This is a genomic window from Enterobacter sp. D2, from assembly GCF_034427575.1.
GTDB lineage: Bacteria > Pseudomonadota > Gammaproteobacteria > Enterobacterales > Enterobacteriaceae > Enterobacter > Enterobacter cloacae_M.
The window spans coordinates 895,261-913,828 of the sequence record NZ_JAXQPP010000001.1 but is presented as its reverse complement, the minus strand read 5'-3'; the positions used below and the strand labels follow the sequence as shown (position 1 = coordinate 913,828).

The following is an 18,568-nucleotide window of genomic DNA, read 5'->3' as shown; positions in this document are numbered from 1 at the left end:
GCGCTGATTAAAATCAGCGCTTCTTAATATACACTTTATAAATCTCCTGCAACTATGACGAGGGTGTGATCGGCCAGATTATATTAGATGTATGCGATGTATCAACGCGCAATAAAAGTACTCGATATTGCCTCCACGCTAATAAAGTATTTTGCTCGTCTTCTGTTGCCATCCTCAAATCAATAGCATCTTTAAGAGGTTCAATTATATTATTTGCGTAGGCTAATAACTCCTGTTTTTTGCGTTGAGCTTTTAGCTCATAATCTACTGGTGCAGTTATGATTTTCCCTTTATCAAAGATGAAAGAACCTCCAAACGCATTATATCCAGCATCAACAAATCCATCTGGTACATTTTCAGGCAAGACTTCCACCACAATCTGATTAATAGGGAATATCGAACTAGCATCATATGAAAAATGAATTATCTTTTTGGTTTCAGGATCGTATGATACTTTTAGATTTTTTTTGGAGAGCGTCTTTAGCCACTGATACCAATCATTTCCATACTCATCCCTTAGAAAAACGACATTCATATCTGGAGCTTTTGCAATGTAATATAATTCAAGTTCACATTGTGATAACTTAGCGACCTGCTCCGCTGTATAGTTCTCCCAGATTTCTAATGGGTTGTATTTTTTAAACACGCCTGATTGCATTTCCATTAAGATACCCATGCAGTATACCAGTTGCCGTTGATGTTATATTGAATATATCGAAATTGTACTGCCGTATAGTTTGTCTTTTGCATCACAGCAGTAACTACAGCCCCATCTGGAGCATATGCAAAGTTACCATCATTATTTCCGTTATCTGCCGTTCCAGGTGAAGCTAACCTGACACCACCCTGCAAGAAATTAGACGACGTCCATGCATTTGTTGCAAAATTACCGCTAACCCAGTCTTGCGGAGCAAGATTGATAATCGCTCCAGTTGATTCCTGCCGCATATAAGGGTATGCAGGATTGTTTGATGAAAGCCCAACGGTAGTAATTGAGTCACGTCTCGCGTATGGGCTTAAATCCTGTTGTGGCGGAGGGTTATTTGGCGAGTACACCCGTACTCCTGGCGTGTCGTACAGGCCCGCCCCCGCCTGAATCAGCCCCACACTGCTGATGTTTCGCCCTGAATGGATATCATCCTTTGCCTCAAGATAGTTAGGCGCAATCACGTTTCCGTTTGATTGAACATCGACTGAAGGTCCCTGCGCTGCGCGAAGATGAAGCACTTTATCATCTGAGGCATAAACGAGCCCCATTTCTGAACCGGAAGCATTAAAAAACCAGAGGTGTTTATTACCTGCACCTCGAATATTTATCGCATTTTGTGAAAGCTCTGCACCTCCATTGACAGCCTTAAGCGCCCCAGGGATGGTAACAGTATTATTATCATTATCGTATTGCACCGCCCTGAAATACCGCCAGCCGATATTGTTGCCATCATCCTCACGAATGGCGAGGATCAACTTCGAATTCGTGTAACTCACGAACTGGACTAACGGCCGGTTTACCCTTCCCCCCTGAGCGGGGCCGGTAGCACATACGACATCGATATAGTAAAAATCCTGCGTCAGGAATGGCGGGGTGTTGGTACATCCACGGGTATCTATAAACAGTGATTCACCGACGACAAAGGGGTAAGTCGCAAAATCAATCGCACCATGATTTGAGTCGGAACTAAAGTTCCCTTTATAACCAACCGGCACGAGCGCACCCGCTACATTGTCAGCAACATCCCTGACAGCCGCCGCCCTGAGTTCTAAATGTTCTCTGGCTAACGCCTTATCCTGAACATCAGAAAGATTATTTTCTTTCTGCAGGGCATTAACGATACGATGGTCATCCCCGGCGGCGACTGTATTCGCCGTTGTACCAACATCCAGTACAGCGGCACCTTTTAGCCCAATATTTTTCCGGGATTCACTGGCATCCTTCACATCGCGCAGGTTTGCATCCTGGCGAAGGAACAGGCCGTCCCCGGTTGCCACCTTCAGTTCGATATCCGCCGTTTCTGAAACGGCAAGGCGAAACTGGAGCGTCACACTGATGCCACTTACTGGCTTCTCAATTGCTGCACAGTTCGCCACGGCATACAGTTCGCCGGCATCGGTTAACAGCCCGACCTCACGAACAACAAAGCCCCCCACACCGGGAGGCAGTACCAGCTGCGCAATAAACTGATTCGCCTGATCCGGCGAGACTTGCAACGCTGAAATTCCCGAACGATACACCTCATGTATCAGGGCGGTTAATGCCGGATTAGGTGTTACGGGCTGGCCGTTACCGTCACCCACCACAAAGTCTTTAATAATGACGGGTTTCCCGGTCGCAGAAGACTGCGCCTCCAGCTCTTTACCTCTGTTGGTCAGAATACTGTAATATTTCTCAGCCATGGCTAAACTCCTGCCTCAATATCGACATCAATCCAGGCGGTAACAGCACCGCCGGTATAATAAGTTCCCCTGGCGCCCAGGTCGGCAATCACGTCAATGGAGGTCAACAGACTCCTCAGGTTCTTCGCTTTATCGACCTGCCGCCGGATACGCTGATACAAAGCGTCATCAACTTCCTGAAGGCTGTAAACCTCAACGCGGAAGGTGTAGGGAGCCTTACGCGGCTGATCCTCCCACCACTCCACCACTGTCGTCGGGAGACTGACAGCGCTCAGTGACCGCCTGACAGCGCCGGCAGTACCGCGATGCTGATGGACATAGGCGGCATTTTTTAACACTTGCCGCTTTTCAGCCTCTGTCCAGGCGTCTTCCCAGGAATCAACCGCAAATTCCCATGCTAGCCAGGGCAGCAAGTGCGCCGGGCAGGTATCGGGGTCTTTCACTTTACGCACCATGCCCGTATCCAGTGCGGTGCTCTGCTCCGAGCTGGCCTGCTCCTGCGCCCGCTCAGGCTGAATGGCGGAGGGCGGTAGCAGGGAACGAAATTTATCCAACGGAGCCTCCTTTGCGGGTGACGTTTATCGCACTACACCAGGGAGCCTGCCCGGCGGCCGCTTCAAGATCTGCGACCGGACTTATCAGCCTGACTCTGGAAACACCGGGCTGCTGGAGTGCAGCGTAAATCGCGGAAAGCGGCACGAGGCCGTTTATGCGATGTGAAAGCAGGGTGTAGCTGGTCAGCGTGCTGATGGCATGCTCCAGCACCGTCTGCGAATCCGGTCCGTCGGGTATGTCCAGTTCAGCTGTTACCGCATAACTGACAATGGTGGCGCTTTTGACGCTGACATAATCAGTCAGAGGCCTGACCTCATCGGCGCTTAGTTCGCTCATCACCTTTTCCGTCAGGCCGGGGCTGGCCTCACCATTACCGGTTCGCGACAGGACATAGACATCCACTTCACCCGGGCGGTTGTGCGTTTCCGGGCCATAGGCATCCGCATCCAGCACATCGTTATCCGCGGATTTGGCATGAAAGCGGTAAGCGTTGCGCGCACCTGCCGTATTCAGCTGCGCCCACGAAAGCTGGATACGCTCACGGAAAGCGTCATCGTCTTCATAGACAGGATCGACGGGTGGCACGGCATCCGGATCACCGGGATTTATCACCAGGCGGGAAACATTAAAACCCGCACCTATCTGGTCAAGATCGGCTCCTCTGGCGCTGGCAAGGAAAACAGCACGTACCGCATCATTGACACGCTGAAACGCCAGGGTGAGCTGGTAAGCGTTGATTTCCCCCTGTTTATACGCCGGATCAGATTCGACCAGCGCGTCGAATTCTGGATCCAGTTCGCGCAGGCGCGCCAGCCAGCGGGTAAAAATATCGGCGGCATCCGGTACCACAATCGCATCCGGTACCGCCAGCGCAGACAGGTTAATTACGTCATAACTACTTGCCATAAATCTGTATGCCTCCGGTGCTGACGGGAAGATTATTCTCTTTATTGATCCCCTCGATATCGACGACACACCCTGCTTCATCTGCCGGGAAAGTGACCATTACACGCGTGACCCGCAACCGGGGCTCCCAGCGCGCCAGCGCTGAGGCCGTGGCCGCGATAATCCGCAGTCGGGTAAGATCGTCGCGAGGGTTGTCCACCAGCGAAAACAGGTCACTGCCGTAATCACGAACCAGCACGCGGCTGCCGACGGGGGTGGAGAGGATGTCGCTGACGGACTGGCGCAAATGATCGCTGCCGGACAGGCGTTTACCGGCTCCCATAGGTACGCGCATAAATTTTTGAACCGCCTCAGCCACAGGCATACGGCGCGGGGCTTTGAGAATGGCGGAAGCGTTACGCCTGACTTCCGCTGCCGTGGCCTGTCGCATGATTTACTCCTCTTCTGGCATATCCTCCTGTTCCGGTGAGTCGGCCTGCTCAACTTTGAGGGCTATCTGGTCGCGCAGATCGTCAATAACCTGCTGCACCCTGACAACTGCGGAAGGGGTCATGGCGCAGTCTCGTTCAAGAATGTCGGGTAACGTCTCCAGCACCTGAACCATTGCTTTTGCCATGGAGGAAAATTCTCTGGTGACTTCTGACGCCGGGATCAGCTCCCCAGTTTCCTGCTGAAACTTGAGCCTTTCACGCTCCGACTGAAACCAGGCTTTACGATCGGGGGGAAGCATTTTGTCGACGTCCACCAGCTCCGACGGTGTGGTACTCGTCAGCAACTCCCTGAGGATATCGGTGATGGCAAAAAGCTTAAGTTTCGGATTGCTGCCCGGTGCCGGCTGAACATTTGCAAGCTTGCTAGCGACCGTCTGGCGGTGCAGATCGGTAATGGCTGCCAGCTGCGTGATATTCAGCCGGAAATTTTTGAGTTCGTTATCCATGATGGTGAACAAAAAATAGTCATTTCGACATCCTGCAAATGATCAGGACTGAAATATCAAGAGGTTAAACGGATGATGATGAAACCAATAAAATGCAAAAAACTAGCCGTTTTCCGCGTGTCCTCGCCCCCTCGGTGTTCAGAATCACCAGGAGTACCTTTTGCAAATACGATTCATTATCATCACGGTGGACTGTTTTTTTAAAAGGGTAATGATCTGTGCGGTTCCTATGGCTATAGTAACCACACACTATCTACTAGTACCCATAATCAAAGGTATCGCATATGGACATTAGGAATAAAATTGACACCATTCTGCTTTGTGACATTGCCAAACATCTCGGAATTGAAACTGAAATTGATACTGAACTCGTAAAATATGCAATTACCTCAGGTAACTCATGGATCCTTGAAGCTAAGTACTCATTCTTTAACGCAGAAGAAGCTTCTAAGCAGGATCGTGAATTTGTTATTGATATATTGAATATGTATCGAGGTCTATCTGCTGCAATCCGGAAATTACCTGAGGATACTCAGCAGAGTCTCACCGAGAGATTTGAATTAAGGATGATTGACAAGAACATTCAAATCCCTGGATTCGATGGTAATAATGAAGCGCAGTACTTCTCTATCGTAGAAGCATTCATTAAATTCGATCGTTACGTTGAGCAGAAAGAGCCCATTGAAAATACCCACAACGAAACAGTTGATGACTACTCAAAAATGCTGGCGGAGTATAAAAAATTCGATGCACCGAATCGATTGTTCAATCTCAATGTAGAAGAAATATCCTCAGTTTTAAGACTTGCACCTCATGGTATTTAACAGGTAATAATTCCAAGGCCCTTCAAGAAAGGGCCTTTCCATTTTTACCCGTAACTTCATTTCCTGTCTTTGGTTGGCTGGCAGTTCGCCTGCCACGCTTTGTTATGCGCCAGGATGTCGCGCTTGGTCTGCTTGTCCAGAACGTCAATATCGTGGTTTGTCAGATAGACAATCCGAGTCCACAGACAGCCCGTATCAACCACCACCGGGGCGGGTGAAGTTTTCGCGCAGCTCGCGATCAACATCGTCATCAGGCATGTGATTAACAGTCTGCTGGACATTACTGGCCTCTTTAGTGACTTCTGCTTTACGTTCCGCCGCGGCAACGGTCGCCGCTGCATTCTCTTCGGTGCGCTGCTGCTTAGCTTTTGCTTCTGCCTTTCCGCTTCCGCGAATATTTCCAGCAACAAACCCGCTGAATGCGACGGCCACCAGCGCAGCAATACCGCCCAAAATCATTTCGATGATGCTCATAGCCACCTCAGACCAGCACGGATTTTGCCAAATTAAACAGTGCGCGGCGTTGCTCCAGCCCGTTTCGTCCACCATTGATTAGCAGCGTAACGCGCTCAACATCGCCGGAGTGGAGCAGGCAGCCGCGGGAAGCATAGAACCACGCAGCTGAGCGCGCGGCGTTTTCGTCCACCTCCAGCAATTCTGGCTGTGTAACCAAATCCAGCTTCAGCGCCTGACCGCAACTGCGGTAGTTGCTCAGCCCGGTGATTTGCTTCAGCCCGCGCCCGCGATATTTCCAGCCGTCGCCCGCTACCTGATTACCCAGATTCTTTTTCCCCCACTCGCCACCGTAAACAAGATTGGCGATCGCTTTCTGGTTGGCCGGTTGCGTTGCCGTTCTGCCGAGCGCGGCGGCCTGCTGGGGTGTGATGCGGTGCCTGCCGAATGTGGGTACCAGGTTTTCAGCCGCGTAATTCAGATTCTCCACCAGCCGGGTGAAGCCTGAGGACTCGTGCCCCATCTGTGCGATAAACATGGCCTGGTCAAGCGGTGCGGTAATACCGTATTCCCGCATAACCTTGCCTATCTGCGGAAACCAGCGCGCTGCCAGCCCGGCGCTGATACCTGCCGCCTTTTGAAATTGTGTTTGGTTCACGTTGTGCTCTCTCCAGTAATACGAGCGATATTGCCGCCCGCACGCCAGACAGCGACACAGACAACAACGTTAATGAGGATTTCACCGTAATCGACCTGCACATAATCGCCGTGCCAGATGCGGAAAGCCGTGTATGCAGGGGCCAGAATCAGCCCATAGGCCAGAAACTCCATTACCCGGCGGCGCCGCATACTGCGCTTACGGAAAAACATCAGGCGGAACGAAATCATGATGCAGGCCAGTGCATTAAGGTGAAGCAACAGCCATGGAAAGTTCTGCAGCAGCCACGTCATTCTTCCCCCTTCACGCCGGGCAGGTTGCCTGTTTTTGATCGGGCAAGAATGCGCAGCAGAATTGTCACGGAAACCGTTGAAGCTGCCAGTGCGCCAATCGCGGGCGATACCTTGATAGTGACTGGCGGGCTAAGCTGATTCAGTCCGGCGTTGATAAGGGCGGCGATAATTTCTGAAGCAGTACCGGCACAGTAAATGCCACCGATAAACGAAATGAGCGCAAAAAGAATCTGCTTCCAGATTTTGTGGTCCTCAGAACTGAGGATATACAGCGCGGCCCCAGCCAGGGAGCAGACCATCACTGCTGGTGTAGCCTCTGGAAAAAGCGTGGCGAAAGTGATTCCGGTTGTACCAGCAGCCACGCCCGCCGTTACTGTTGCAGTTATTGGTTCTGCGGACATTTAGCCCCCTGTTGCTGTGAGTCCTCTCAGAAAGAGCGGAAACAAAAAAAGGCCGCCTATTAGGCAGCCTTGTTAAAAAGATTATGTCACTTACATCTGAATGCTTCAGGAAGAGATGGATTATCACCAGAGCGGCACGAAGGACACCAAGATTGAACTATGTGCCGACCATCGCCCATATCTCTGTACCCAAAGTCTTCTGTTTTATAAAACACATGAACTCCAGCATCTGCTGAACACTTTGGACAAGACTTATAATCAATACCTTTATGCACAGCATCTTGGGAATCGTTTAGAGAACATCCACAGACAGCACAACCTCCCATAGAACTACTCCTTCCTTTGGCTAAAGGATAGCAATAGCAAAGAGCAACGGATATATCGTTGACATAGATCGATTTTTGGGTGGTGAAAGACATACCTAAGTAGGATGCTTAGAGACCAGTCTTAACAGGTTACGATAGTTTTTGCGTACGCGTTACACTTTTCGTATCATTGAATCAGCCTGCTTTAGGAAACCTCCTATAGAATTCTAAAGGGAAACGATATGCCTCAGCGTTCATATAAAATTGAATTCTTTCAATTGAATCTTGTGCCAAATCAAAATTTAGCTTCAGTTCGCGATCTATTCGAAGCTTTGAGAGATGAAGAATATGATACATCGTTTGAAATTGGCGGGTTTACACGTGAGGTTTGGGGGTTAGTATTCGATCGGTTCCCTGAGAGTGTTTGCGGACAGTTTCGGAAATTCAGGGATACAGACATCCCTGAGATCGGTCTCCCCGGCGAAGATGCAGAACAGATAGAGTTAGAGGATGGCGAAGGGCTTATTGAAAAGAACTTTTTCATATACTACGAAGAAAACAATATTCTCGCCTGGCACAGGAACAACCATTCCAGTGGAATCAATCAATTCGTCAATTTCTTAAGTAGTACAGCTGGTATCAGGGTTTCAGCAGGGCCAATTTTACAGTCAGACGCAATTGCGCGTCTTATGAGCGGTGATATTGAATTGAAAAAAATTGAAATCACTTTGCCAAGGCCTACAAATCCAGCACTCTATCCAGATGATGATTTCGGTTCCAGCATTCTCGGCATGATGAATGATGCAGATGCAGATAGCTTAAAAATCAGCATGGGGGTGGATTTAAGAAGAGCAGATACTGAAGGAAGATTAACTAACCGATTAAAAAGGACTTTAAGAAATTTGATGCGTACCGGGGCTACTACAGCTCGAGCTCATGTTTTTGAGGATGGTATTGAATACCCTATCGATCTTGTTGCTGACCGGGTTTTTTCGTGGCAGTCTGTTGAGACGAATTCTCATTTTCCTCCAAGTTTTACAATGTATGGTATCATTGACACAGCTAAAGCAGAATGTCAGGAGGCGTTAGATGGGTACTTTGGTGCAATGGAAGACGCTCTGCTCTAGGTCTGTTGTAAGCGCCTTAGTGGTAGGATTATTTTGGTTAAAATCAGATAGTGTAAAAGTTGAGGTGTTAGTGAGCGCCTCAGGGGTTATTACTGGATTAGCGGGAACTCTCTTAGGCTTCTTGATCACGTCTATGTCTCTAATAACAGCATTGATGGACAAAAGACTAGTTATAAATATGATCAAAACTGGCCACTACAGACGGTTGATCGCGGATACAATAATGACATGTGCATTTCTACTTTCACTGATTGTAGTTTGTCTAATATGTCTCGTATCCCAAGACTATTTAATCAAGTGTTTCTTCTATATGATAATATTTTTCCTTTGTATAAGTATCCTTTATCTTATAGAAGCAGGTCGACGATTTTCAATGGTGGTATTAAACATTAAATAGTGGAGTCGCTGTAGTATAAGCGACTCCTTAATATTATCTACTTTCTACCATAAGCATAACACCGCAAATGAATCCTAATGCGGTTTGTAGCTCTTTTCGAATCGTTCCATCTGAGCATTTCCGTTTTTTCGCAATAGCTCTCAGTGAAATACCGATCACAAAATGAGCAATAACCAACTCATACTCTTCAGGCTCATAGTGCTTTAGTCGTGTAACGCAACCATCAATCTTAATTCCCTCATCGTCATCACATTGCAGGCGTGACTTTTTACCGTGCGGTAGTAATCCTTTAAAACCAGCAGCTATAGGCTGCCAGTCGACGCCACTGCTATCAGCAGCAGCCCAGGCTCCCCAGCGATCCATTACCTCGTACATGTCACGCATTTTTCTCTCCAATGTCTTCGATAAGTATCATTCCGGTGTCACCCCATACTTTTGATGTCCGGGCGTCCCAAATGTGGGAATCATCCTCAAACAAGGCGTCCAACAGAGATTTTGTTAAGTTGTCCAGATCGGGCTTTTGCTGATGGGGCTGGCCGTCCATAGCCGCACGCTTTTTCTTGCTCCAGCTCTGCGGCATCGGCAAAACGAAGGTGATATGGGTGCCGTTCTCCGGTACCTGAATTCTATGAAGGCGGGCTTCATCGCAAAACATGCGATAGCGCATCACCGGCGGACGCTGCTTCCACTTATCAGCGCGGGTCATGCGGGGTTTTCCGACAGGAGTGATGAGGTATTTAGGCATAGAATACTCCCAGCTCTAACTGGACCTGCTCCAGCAGCTGCAACTCGGTACCGAAGTTTCTCTCCCATTGCTTACGGCCAGCATGAATGGCTACACCATAACCGCCGTTGCGATGGTGCATATGGCACAGAGGAATTGATTTCCGATGGTCAGCGCGCTGGCTTGCGCCCTGCCCGGTTCGGATGTGGTGGATTTCCGCAGGCGTTTCGCCCAGGTTCTGATTTCTGCACACGATGCAGCCCAATGCGGCCACACGCGAAAGATGGAGGCTATCTGCTTTCTTCATGCTGGACCACCAGCATAAGCAGAAACACCGCACATAGACGGGCGGTGAGAGTTGTTTAGGGTAATGCTCTGCGCCATTTTGATTCCTCAGGTTGGCGCAGTAATCAGTGGGTGTTCAGCCCGTTTGATTATTATAAATCAACACTTACGGCTTGAGAACCTTAAGTGCTTCTGGCAGGGAGTTCAAATTGATAATCCGATCTTCATCGTCCAGAATCTGGGCTGAAAGCCCGCCTCCTTCCCGGCGAATCAGTGTGCGCAATGCCTTGCTGGTCACAAGGTAGTCTGTTATTTCACCATCAGTAAGACATAAAACAAGCATTCCGTCTTTGGTGAGACCGGCAGCAAATTCATTCAATTTCATGGGCAATTCCCTAAAAATGGATTTCCCCTTGCGGGGGCGGTCCTTTTCTCCCTGTGAACTGATTTCATTTAGGTTTCCGCTAACCAGATGTCTAATAGGTTAGAAAGATCAATTAATCATAATTGACCTGTCTAACCGATCTGCTTTCAAAACTCAGTACTCAGGTCCAGCTTTTTAAATCACAGGCCGATCATCGGTATCTGTCACTCGATTCAGAAAGTACGTCACAACTCCCATTATGGTCGCATCATAAAGTGAATCACCCTCTATAGCCTCGCCATCCTGAGTTATTAATGCCCTCCCCTGAACTTTTGCGAAGTCCAGACTACCGCAGAACGCAATTAAGATGGTGTCACCTAACTTCGGCTCTCTGGCAATGTTTATTATCACGTATCCAGCTGATGTTTCGATGGTTCGGCAGTTGTCGTCATTACCGTAAAGGTTGGTAATAGTGAGAATCTGCTCAGCGAGGTCTAATGCTGGTGATTGAAATCCCATGATAACCCCCTTAGCACTTAACTGTATATTTATACAGTACCACTAAAAAAATGAGGGTCAAGAATTTGGGTCAAAAAAACCCGCATAAGCGGGTAAGTGATTAATAAAAAAGCACTAAACTCCATTCTTTAACTTAAGAGAAACCATACAAAATCATCTCTAACTAAAACTTTTACGTTAGTGAGCTACAACCACGTGTGTTCGTGAATGTAATGCAGAAACTGGTACCGAAATGTTCTGTTATTACTACTCACATTCTTCCTTCATAGCCATCAATGTAGGCTTCAGAGATAGCGTCGCTCATAGCTTTACGCTGTTTAGCAGACCATGATTTATTTTCGACGTAACGAGTTCCCGCGAAAATTGTTTCACTCTGAATGGAGTTCAGAAATGACTCGCTACGAAAACTATCTGCACGCTTGTTGGCGTCCTCTATAGACATGCCTGATGAGCGGTCTTTTGCTCCCAGATCATGAAAAGTTTTAAAGAATGGCACCGCCATCTTAATACTGTCGGCTTTTATAACGCGTACATTCGGGTCAAAGCCGTCATCTGCAGCATATACATACTGGCGTGCATGGCGTTCTGCACTTGTTTGAGGGGTGCATGCGCTGCTCATCAAGGATGATGTTAACAATGCACACACGAATACTCCGGTAGATTTATTCATGGAGATCTCCATTCCAGTAAAAAACATTCCCATCAGTAGCTTATCAGGATTTTTCACTCATAGTCATACCCCAAAATCTGTCATTGACACGGTCAAAACAGCGGCGTAGGATTCGAATCACTGTATATATACCCAGTTGTTTATATGCAGTTTTTATAACTTTTAATCGTCAAAGAGGAATTAACTATGAGTGGTAATGGTGGCGACAATGCACACAACAATGCGTTCAGTGGTGGCAAAAATCCTGGCATCGGTAACTCTGGTTCTGGCAGTAATTCCGGTACGTCGGGTAATGGTGGGAATGGTGGCCGTACACAGAATATTAATGGATTTTCTGTGGATCCAAACAACAGTGCACAGGTGAATGCTGCTAACAGAGGTGATGCGGCTGGAGTATTTTCTGCCGGTGGTGCAATTGCTATCAGTTCAGGAGTAGACAGTCATTCAGGTAAAGGCTCCGGTGGTAATGGTGGTAACTCAGGTTCACAGTCTGGTAGTAATAACTCCCAGAATCAAAATGGAATTAGCACTACGAGCGCTCCATCTACCTGGGATAGAACGGCAAAGTACTATGGCTCCAATGATAAAGTTTCCCGGAAAGCGCTTAAGAACTTATATGAGCAAGCAGTGCGGGATGGAAGTATACCAAAAGCAGCCCGGGGTAATTTGCGCGAAAATGTCCAGAAGATGCTCGATGAAGATAATCAAATTGAAGCATTACAAAAAGCCAGCGAAATTATTGCTGACATGGGGGAAAAAGTTGGTAGTTACTTAGGGCAAAAATATAAGGATGTGTCAAGGGAAATTGCAAGTAACGTTAAGAACTTCCAAGGTAAAACAATTCGTAACTACAATGATGCAATGGCCTCTCTGAATAAGATTATTGCTAATCCGGGGATGAAAATTAATCAAGGTGATAAAACTGCGATTGTTAACGCCTGGAAAAGCCTGAATGCGAGTGATATGGCAAACAAACTCGGCAATCTAAGCAAAGCATTTAAGACTGCAGATCTGGTGATCAAAGTAGAAAAAATCCGAGAGAAAAGCATCCAAGGCTACGAAACAGGAAACTGGGGTCCATTGATGCTAGAGGTTGAGTCCTGGGTTATTAGTGGTATTGCTGTCGGTGTAGCAATGGGGATCTTTGGCGCCCTGGCGTCTTTTGTTGCGACAACCGTCGGGCTACCAATTACTGCATTAACAATTGCAGGAATTATAGGCATTAGTTACCTAGCTTCATTCATTGACGATAAAATCGTTGATAAAATCAACAATGAAATAATCAGACCAGCTCATTGATCTAAAAGGGGGCAGAGATGTTATCTGCCCCTTAACTATCACCGGTGCTTAATTTTTAATTTTAATACTAAGAAAACTGCATAAGCATAGCTGATGTAATAGCAGGTGAGGATATAACACACATAAAATACGCTAACGAAAAAAACAGTAAGAAGATAATCGTTCCCTGATAAAAGCCTCATAAATCTTCCTGATTCAGTTAGCTCCACGTTCGACACCAACAAATAATAAATAATTGCAATATAAAACACGGTGAATAACATAAAAGCCAAAATACCTTTTGTGAAAGAAAAATTGGTTTTTAAAGTTAATTTCCTCCGGGCAATCAAGAAAAACAAAACACCTAACAAAGGAGCAATTTTAACATAAAAACTCATAACACTACTTAATGTTGGGTTATTGGCTGAAATTAACTCAGGAACTTTACCAGATAACGCATATAAATAAGTTAGAGAATCGCTCCCTTGGTTGTTAGTATATGATAAAAAAATCAGAATCAAAGGTATAACCCCGACAAGAAAAATATAATACATTCTTTTTGCCGCAATATTTGTCAAACTCCTTGATTCAACTTGCTTCATAGACATTTCACCTACCCTGTGTTTCGAACTTGTCCCTCTGAGTTTAGTCAGTGGATTGAAAAATGAAATAATTATATTGCAGATTTGCTAGTCGATCCATTTTGTCGGTGTTGTTGACCTTTTTCATGCATAAGAGCAAATACTACAATTATAGCGTTAAGTTTTTTCCACAAGCCTACGCCAGTTATCTTCAAGCTCTCTTCGAGCCTCCCTCTCCCCTCCTGGCGGAAAAGAGAATCCAACTCGCCATTCTGAACAACCGTTAGAGCACCTAATTTCTGCGGCCCCCCAGTTCATTCCCCGGCAGCGAACCCTCAGTGCAGGGGACATGCCACATACAGGGCATTTCGGTAAATCAGTCATTTCCCATCCTCTGCAGCAAATGTTTGTGGCGGCGCAACTCGCGAACGGCCCCCTGCAGACGCTGCAGGTTTGCCAGCTTCGCTTTCGTGCGGCGGATTTCAGTCGAGATATAACGCGATGAAGGAATAATCAGATCATCCGGACGGCTGACGAAAGCCGGGATATCCCCAATAATTTCTTCAAGGGGTTTGCTTTCCGGAGCCGATGCAGCCTTGACTTCCGCTGCCGCGGGCTCCTGCTGCTCTGGTTGTATTACCGGTTCACCCGCCAGGCTCCAAGTAATGTTTTTACCGTCCACATGGCGTAGGACCAGACCGTCCTTGCACATTGCACCCAGCGATGCATTCAGGGCTCGCGAACCTTTACCCAGTTTTTCTGCGACCTGATTGGCCGTCATGGCCCCCTGCCCCTGCATTGCTGACAATACCCTCTCCACCAGCGGCGATGGCTGCTTGGGTCTGATACGCTTCGGCTTATGTTCCTTCGCGCTACCGACCGACCATGATCCATCGAAGAAATCACACAAACCCTGCTGTTTGTGCTCGCGCAGCATATTCAGTGCTTCTACGGGCTCAATATCAAGACGGGCGGCAACCTCACGATATGTCGCTTTTTTCATGGCTTTCAGTGCGTCGATTACAGATTCCATAATTTTCTCCTCAAAATTTACTTAACAGGTCACAGGTGGCTAACGTTTCCGCGATAGCTCTCCCAGTCAAAGTTCACCCAAATGCCGTTATCCATGCGCAGGCGGTCAACAACCCTTTCACCCAGGGTTTCTACCAGCGCGTCGTAATTCAGGTTGGTCAGAACACCAACCGGGCGCATGGCGGCCAGGCGGCGATCGATAATCTGGTTCAACAAAACTTTCTCGCCGCGGCTGTCGCGCTGAATACCGACTTCGTCGAGCACCAGCAGATCAACTTTGCAGAGGTCGTCCAGCAGCGCGGCTTCAGAACGCCCTTCGTCATAACAGGCCCTAGCGCGAAGAGTCAGATCCGGAACCGTCACAATCAGGACCGTTTTCCCCTGCTTCAGCAGGTAGTTGCCGATGGCCGCTGAAAGGTGGTTTTTCCCGGTACCTGGCTTTCCGGTGAAAACGAAACTGGCGAACCCTGTACCAAAATTTTGCGCATAGCTCTTTGCCATACTCAGTGCATGCCGCTGGCCATCCCCCTCCACCTTGTAGTTCGCGAAGCTGCAGCTGCGGTGCAGGTTCTGGATCCCGGATCGCCCGAAAATTTTCTCTGCCCACGCCTGCTGGTTGATCTTGTCGATCTCCGCTGCGCGCTTTTGCCCTTCTTCGCGCTGCCAGGCCATCAGCTCTGCAGCGCTCTTAAATTTGGGTTCTACGCCCGGCGGAATGACGCGGCGAAGGCGATCGAGAATGGAACCTGCGTTTTGCATGCTTACCCCCTGAATCCTGGCGGAACGGTGTTATCGGGACGGGAGATCTGATTGATATCCCGTCCACCAGCCTGGTAATGCCCTGTGCCCGGCGGCGGCAGGCGGATAATCAAGTCATCCCATTTTTCGCGCAGTTTGGCCGGGCATTTGACCTGGCGAACCCAGAACGTATCGCTCTGAACGCGCTTGAACATTTCACAAATTTGCTTGTGGCTACGGCCATCAAGGGTGCGCATCAGACGAACTTCGTTCGCCCATGCCGTCCAGTTCGGCTCTTTCGGGCGAACGATCTCGCCGTCAAAGGTTGCGGCCTCCTCGTAGAGTTTCAGCACGCGCTTCCAGATCCATTGCGCACAGGTCAAATCTTCCTGGCTGCCCCACTGGCGTTTTGCAGGGCTGTAGACCACCGCTTCTGGGTGGCGCTTTAAAAAATCGGTTTTTGTCAATTTTCCGTCCGAAGGCGGAGCGTCCGGACAAGAAGTATTTTCTGGTTCTTTGACTGGTTCAGAAGAGTGACTGATTCTGGGTGAATCTCCTTCACTATCCCCTGGTGAATGTGTTGCACCATCTGGTGAATCTCCTACACCAGCCCCTGGTGAATTTGCTTCACCATCCTGGTGAATCTCCTGCACTACCCTCGCACTGGTATTTGCACCGCTCAGGGTTAGTCGGTAGAAATTGCTGCCATTGCCTTTCGGCCCCGATCTGGTCTCTTTTCGCATCAGTCCAGACTCGCAAAGCGCGGCAACATGATTCATGACGGAACGACGGCTGATCTCACACTGATCAGCGATATGCTGATAGCTCGGCCAGCACTCGCCCTGGTCACTTGCGTTATCGGCCAGCTTAAGCAAGACCAGCTTACGAAGCGGGTTTCCCACCTTGACCTTCATCGCCTGAACCATCAGTTCCATGCTCATAGAACACCTCGATACAGCTGAACTAGGCTACGTTTGAACAAGTAGAAACCAGCTTCACTTTGACGCCGACCAGCTGCGCCAGCGCGTCGATAGCTTCCAGAGTCTCGCGGCGGATTACCGGTTGCGGTTTCCCTGTGAATACCGCGTTGGTGGCTTCGATACACTCTTTGTTAACCCTGGCAGCCCGGTAGAGCATGCAGTCTTTCTGCTCCAGCTCGTTATCAATGGCGGTACGGATGGCATAGCTCAGGGCTTCCGCCTGTTTCAGGTAGTTAGGCGTATCGTTGCGGAATGCACGCTGAATAATCTGCTTGTTGTTGTGCAAGCGCCGCGCGTACTCGTCAGGTTCCGTCACGTTATCCAATGGCTGAAGCAGATCGCCAAAGTGATGCGGGGTTATCAGCTGTGTGACTGTCTTCCAGCCCTTTTCCTGCGCCCAGGACTCCAGCTCGCATGCCAGCTTTTTGATTTCCATCAGTCAGACTCCTTTGAATCTTTTGGGTTATCTTTGTGCTCATACAAAACTGAGTCGTACTTCAATGCACCACCCGTTATCTTTTCCAGTCGCGCGGCTCGTCGTTCGGGGACCAACTCCCCCCATTCACTGACAGAGGATCGAGCGATGTTGAGAGCTCTCGCCACATTGGCTTTTTTCCCAAAGTGTTTTATTACATCTTCGGTTTTCATTGGGTTCTCCTTGGTAAGTTTTCCTAACTTTATATGTTAAGGAAACAAGAGTCAATGCGCGTTAGGATTTCCGAACTATGAAAACGATCGGTCAGCGTATAAAAGAACGGCGCTCTGCCTTGAAATATACCCAGCGCAGCCTAGGTAAACAGGCTGGGGTTGCCCATGTCACAATCTCTCAGTGGGAACGTGATGAAACCTCACCGAGAGGCGATAACCTTTTCAAACTAGCTGCAGCACTGAACGTAGAGCCTGGCTGGATTATTAAGGGGGATGAGGGGTATGAACCACCACCAGCCGAATCCTACAGATTGTTATCCCCACAGCAGCATCAGCTTCTAGAGCTCTTCGACAAGCTTCCTAATGCAGAGAAAGAGCAACACATCATCAATTTGCGGGATAAGGTCAAGGACTATGATGAAACGTTCAATGACCTCATAAAAACCAAAAGCAAAGAAGAAATCCTGCAGATCCTCAAAAACCTCGACATCAAATAATTTTCACCCCTATAGGCCGCTCCCGCAGCGGCCTCTTTGCGTTTGCCGCACCCCTTACGTTAGGTTTTACGAAATTTAAACTTGACGATTTGTTAGGTTTAAATAACAATCAGCGTTATCAAAACTTAACAGCAGTAATCAGTAAACGTTCCGCCTACCCGGCGATAAGGGTGAAGAGGAGATAGGTGATGGAAAGAAAATTCATGATTTATCAGCGCCGCGATGGTTTTCAGATCGCAGAAGAAGCAACTGGGACCCGTCTTGCTAACGGAATGGACATGCTGGCCCGTCCGAACAAATCAGCAGACTGGTGCTTTGCTGCATTTAATATCGATCTCACTGACGGGGAGGATGGTTACGAACTGGTGGGTGAAGAGTCGATTGATTGTTCGGTTGTCCCTTCGCAAATGATCGAGTTTGTGGATGGTGTGATGAAAATCACCAACTCCTTCGCAGAAGAACTTGATATGGGAGAGGCCCACGCCGAAGCTCTGGAAATCAACGCAGCAATCGACAGTATGATCGAAGCCCGGCAGCAAATCGCAAATAAAGAACCCGATTTTTTACAAGAAACCTGGGATCTTGTGCGCCTCGGTAATTCTTACAAAGAAGCAGGCCGTGAATGGTATCGTTGGGCAAAAGCTACAGCCCTCCGACTATGGGAAAACAGTTTAGCTCCGCGTCAAATACTTCAAGCGAAATAAGATTTGATCGCTTGGCGGTATATGCGTTCCCGTGGTCCATGCTTATACCGCCCTTTTTATTGTGAATTGCAAAGTGGAGTATTCAGAAATGGATAAAACACAACTAACACCAGAACAACAAATTGCTTGGGCGCAGGGTAAGCTCGTCACTTCAGTATTTCTTCGTGATGTGGCCGGTTGTCATGCCGCCTGGAAAGTATTACGCAAATACAGAAATTTCGTTGTGCATCGCCAACCTCATCAGGAATGGCGAAATAGCTTAAAAATAACTTAATTTTACCAACTTAAAATCCATGCCTTA

Annotated in this window: 29 protein-coding genes; 6 read left to right on the top strand and 23 right to left on the bottom strand. The window is 48.2% G+C overall.

The annotated features are described in order from the left end of the window. Positions 1–52 precede the first annotated feature (52 nt). From SPG90_RS04385 to SPG90_RS04360, 6 genes are all read right to left on the bottom strand, one after another. Complete coding sequence (locus SPG90_RS04385; RefSeq protein WP_192979441.1) at positions 53–676, bottom strand: tail fiber assembly protein; 624 nt, start codon at positions 674–676, stop codon at positions 53–55. Further along, positions 664–2,391, bottom strand: a complete 1,728-nt coding sequence (locus SPG90_RS04380) for a phage tail protein (protein WP_322407966.1) — start codon at positions 2,389–2,391, stop codon at positions 664–666. Before SPG90_RS04380 ends, SPG90_RS04385 begins: the two co-directional genes overlap by 13 nt. Positions 2,392–2,393: 2 nt before the next feature. Beyond that, positions 2,394–2,945, bottom strand: coding sequence for a phage tail protein I (locus SPG90_RS04375; RefSeq protein WP_192979443.1), 552 nt, complete (start codon positions 2,943–2,945; stop codon positions 2,394–2,396). Further along, the gene (locus SPG90_RS04370) at positions 2,938–3,852 is read right to left on the bottom strand and encodes a baseplate assembly protein (RefSeq protein ID WP_214581306.1); all 915 of its coding nucleotides are present in this window, start codon (positions 3,850–3,852) and stop codon (positions 2,938–2,940) included. Before SPG90_RS04370 ends, SPG90_RS04375 begins: the two co-directional genes overlap by 8 nt. Then, positions 3,842–4,186: a GPW/gp25 family protein gene (locus SPG90_RS04365; RefSeq protein ID WP_322408156.1), complete on the bottom strand. Its 345-nt coding sequence runs from the start codon at positions 4,184–4,186 to the stop codon at positions 3,842–3,844. Before SPG90_RS04365 ends, SPG90_RS04370 begins: the two co-directional genes overlap by 11 nt. A gap of 99 nt (positions 4,187–4,285) precedes the next feature. Further along, the gene (locus SPG90_RS04360) at positions 4,286–4,789 is read right to left on the bottom strand and encodes a DUF1441 family protein (RefSeq protein ID WP_322408155.1); all 504 of its coding nucleotides are present in this window, start codon (positions 4,787–4,789) and stop codon (positions 4,286–4,288) included. A gap of 284 nt (positions 4,790–5,073) precedes the next feature. On the opposite strand from SPG90_RS04360, the gene SPG90_RS04355 reads away from it, so the two are divergent. Further along, the gene (locus SPG90_RS04355; RefSeq protein WP_322407965.1) at positions 5,074–5,613 is read left to right on the top strand and encodes a YfbU family protein; all 540 of its coding nucleotides are present in this window, start codon (positions 5,074–5,076) and stop codon (positions 5,611–5,613) included. A 56-nt stretch (positions 5,614–5,669) separates the two neighbouring features. On the opposite strand, the gene SPG90_RS04350 is transcribed toward SPG90_RS04355, so the two are convergent. Genes SPG90_RS04350 through SPG90_RS04330 form a run of 5 tightly spaced genes read right to left on the bottom strand, consistent with a single transcriptional unit; the run spans position 5,670 to position 7,418 of the window. Beyond that, positions 5,670–5,858: a hypothetical protein gene (locus tag SPG90_RS04350; RefSeq protein WP_322407964.1), complete on the bottom strand. Its 189-nt coding sequence runs from the start codon at positions 5,856–5,858 to the stop codon at positions 5,670–5,672. Next, positions 5,809–6,072 (bottom strand): hypothetical protein, encoded by a 264-nt coding sequence (locus tag SPG90_RS04345; RefSeq protein WP_416208401.1) that lies wholly within the window; start codon positions 6,070–6,072, stop codon positions 5,809–5,811. Before SPG90_RS04345 ends, SPG90_RS04350 begins: the two co-directional genes overlap by 50 nt. Positions 6,073–6,094: 22 nt before the next feature. Next, complete coding sequence (locus tag SPG90_RS04340; protein WP_322407962.1) at positions 6,095–6,724, bottom strand: glycoside hydrolase family 19 protein; 630 nt, start codon at positions 6,722–6,724, stop codon at positions 6,095–6,097. After that, positions 6,721–7,017, bottom strand: a complete 297-nt coding sequence (locus SPG90_RS04335; RefSeq protein WP_322407961.1) for a phage holin family protein — start codon at positions 7,015–7,017, stop codon at positions 6,721–6,723. Before SPG90_RS04335 ends, SPG90_RS04340 begins: the two co-directional genes overlap by 4 nt. Further along, entirely contained in the window at positions 7,014–7,418 is a 405-nt protein-coding gene (locus SPG90_RS04330; RefSeq protein ID WP_047056281.1) for a putative holin, read from the bottom strand. Before SPG90_RS04330 ends, SPG90_RS04335 begins: the two co-directional genes overlap by 4 nt. Before the next feature lie 547 nt (positions 7,419–7,965). Here SPG90_RS04330 and SPG90_RS04325 point away from each other — a divergent pair. Continuing rightward, positions 7,966–8,850 (top strand): DUF6731 family protein, encoded by an 885-nt coding sequence (locus SPG90_RS04325; RefSeq protein WP_063453573.1) that lies wholly within the window; start codon positions 7,966–7,968, stop codon positions 8,848–8,850. Positions 8,851–9,280: 430 nt separating this feature from the next. On the opposite strand, the gene SPG90_RS04320 is transcribed toward SPG90_RS04325, so the two are convergent. The 6 genes from SPG90_RS04320 to SPG90_RS04295 form a co-directional block, all read right to left on the bottom strand. Beyond that, positions 9,281–9,631, bottom strand: a complete 351-nt coding sequence (locus SPG90_RS04320; protein WP_045897147.1) for an antiterminator Q family protein — start codon at positions 9,629–9,631, stop codon at positions 9,281–9,283. After that, positions 9,624–9,992, bottom strand: coding sequence for a RusA family crossover junction endodeoxyribonuclease (locus tag SPG90_RS04315; protein ID WP_322407960.1), 369 nt, complete (start codon positions 9,990–9,992; stop codon positions 9,624–9,626). The genes SPG90_RS04320 and SPG90_RS04315 overlap by 8 nt, the downstream gene beginning before the upstream one ends. Next, on the bottom strand, positions 9,985–10,278 hold the full coding sequence (locus SPG90_RS04310; protein ID WP_039261958.1) for a Ref family recombination enhancement nuclease: 294 nt from the start codon (positions 10,276–10,278) through the stop codon (positions 9,985–9,987). Before SPG90_RS04310 ends, SPG90_RS04315 begins: the two co-directional genes overlap by 8 nt. A gap of 144 nt (positions 10,279–10,422) precedes the next feature. After that, positions 10,423–10,641 (bottom strand): hypothetical protein, encoded by a 219-nt coding sequence (locus tag SPG90_RS04305; RefSeq protein WP_047749290.1) that lies wholly within the window; start codon positions 10,639–10,641, stop codon positions 10,423–10,425. Between the two features lie 174 nt (positions 10,642–10,815). Further along, positions 10,816–11,139, bottom strand: coding sequence for a hypothetical protein (locus SPG90_RS04300; protein ID WP_047749289.1), 324 nt, complete (start codon positions 11,137–11,139; stop codon positions 10,816–10,818). Between the two features lie 250 nt (positions 11,140–11,389). Then, positions 11,390–11,809 carry an Exc2 family lipoprotein gene (locus tag SPG90_RS04295; RefSeq protein WP_322407959.1) on the bottom strand — a complete coding sequence of 140 codons (420 nt, stop codon included), beginning with the start codon at positions 11,807–11,809 and terminating at the stop codon, positions 11,390–11,392. Positions 11,810–11,995: 186 nt separating this feature from the next. Here SPG90_RS04295 and SPG90_RS04290 point away from each other — a divergent pair, with 186 nt between their 5' ends. Further along, entirely contained in the window at positions 11,996–13,108 is a 1,113-nt protein-coding gene (locus SPG90_RS04290; RefSeq protein ID WP_057060214.1) for a colicin-like pore-forming protein, read from the top strand. Positions 13,109–13,146: 38 nt separating this feature from the next. Here the strand turns inward: SPG90_RS04290 and cui are convergent, their stop codons facing one another. The 6 genes from cui to SPG90_RS04260 form a co-directional block, all read right to left on the bottom strand. After that, positions 13,147–13,689 carry a colicin immunity protein Cui gene (gene cui, locus SPG90_RS04285; RefSeq protein WP_162269439.1) on the bottom strand — a complete coding sequence of 181 codons (543 nt, stop codon included), beginning with the start codon at positions 13,687–13,689 and terminating at the stop codon, positions 13,147–13,149. 355 nt (positions 13,690–14,044) lie between these two features. Further along, a complete protein-coding gene (locus tag SPG90_RS04280; protein ID WP_322407958.1) occupies positions 14,045–14,701 on the bottom strand; it encodes a DUF1627 domain-containing protein in 657 nt (218 codons plus the stop codon). A 29-nt stretch (positions 14,702–14,730) separates the two neighbouring features. After that, positions 14,731–15,459 carry an ATP-binding protein gene (locus SPG90_RS04275; RefSeq protein ID WP_047749225.1) on the bottom strand — a complete coding sequence of 243 codons (729 nt, stop codon included), beginning with the start codon at positions 15,457–15,459 and terminating at the stop codon, positions 14,731–14,733. Positions 15,460–15,461: 2 nt separating this feature from the next. Beyond that, on the bottom strand, positions 15,462–16,379 hold the full coding sequence (locus SPG90_RS04270) for a helix-turn-helix domain-containing protein (RefSeq protein ID WP_047749226.1): 918 nt from the start codon (positions 16,377–16,379) through the stop codon (positions 15,462–15,464). A gap of 22 nt (positions 16,380–16,401) precedes the next feature. Continuing rightward, a complete protein-coding gene (locus SPG90_RS04265) occupies positions 16,402–16,854 on the bottom strand; it encodes a hypothetical protein (RefSeq protein WP_047749227.1) in 453 nt (150 codons plus the stop codon). Continuing rightward, positions 16,854–17,066 carry a Cro/CI family transcriptional regulator gene (locus SPG90_RS04260; RefSeq protein ID WP_047749228.1) on the bottom strand — a complete coding sequence of 71 codons (213 nt, stop codon included), beginning with the start codon at positions 17,064–17,066 and terminating at the stop codon, positions 16,854–16,856. The genes SPG90_RS04265 and SPG90_RS04260 overlap by 1 nt, the downstream gene beginning before the upstream one ends. A 77-nt stretch (positions 17,067–17,143) precedes the next feature. Between SPG90_RS04260 and SPG90_RS04255 the strand changes: the two genes are divergently transcribed. From SPG90_RS04255 to SPG90_RS04245, 3 genes are all read left to right on the top strand, one after another. Beyond that, entirely contained in the window at positions 17,144–17,563 is a 420-nt protein-coding gene (locus SPG90_RS04255) for a helix-turn-helix domain-containing protein (protein ID WP_047749229.1), read from the top strand. A 188-nt stretch (positions 17,564–17,751) separates the two neighbouring features. Beyond that, positions 17,752–18,267 carry a hypothetical protein gene (locus SPG90_RS04250; RefSeq protein ID WP_126304374.1) on the top strand — a complete coding sequence of 172 codons (516 nt, stop codon included), beginning with the start codon at positions 17,752–17,754 and terminating at the stop codon, positions 18,265–18,267. An 88-nt stretch (positions 18,268–18,355) separates the two neighbouring features. Next, positions 18,356–18,541 carry a hypothetical protein gene (locus SPG90_RS04245; RefSeq protein ID WP_126296505.1) on the top strand — a complete coding sequence of 62 codons (186 nt, stop codon included), beginning with the start codon at positions 18,356–18,358 and terminating at the stop codon, positions 18,539–18,541. Positions 18,542–18,568: the final 27 nt, after the last annotated feature.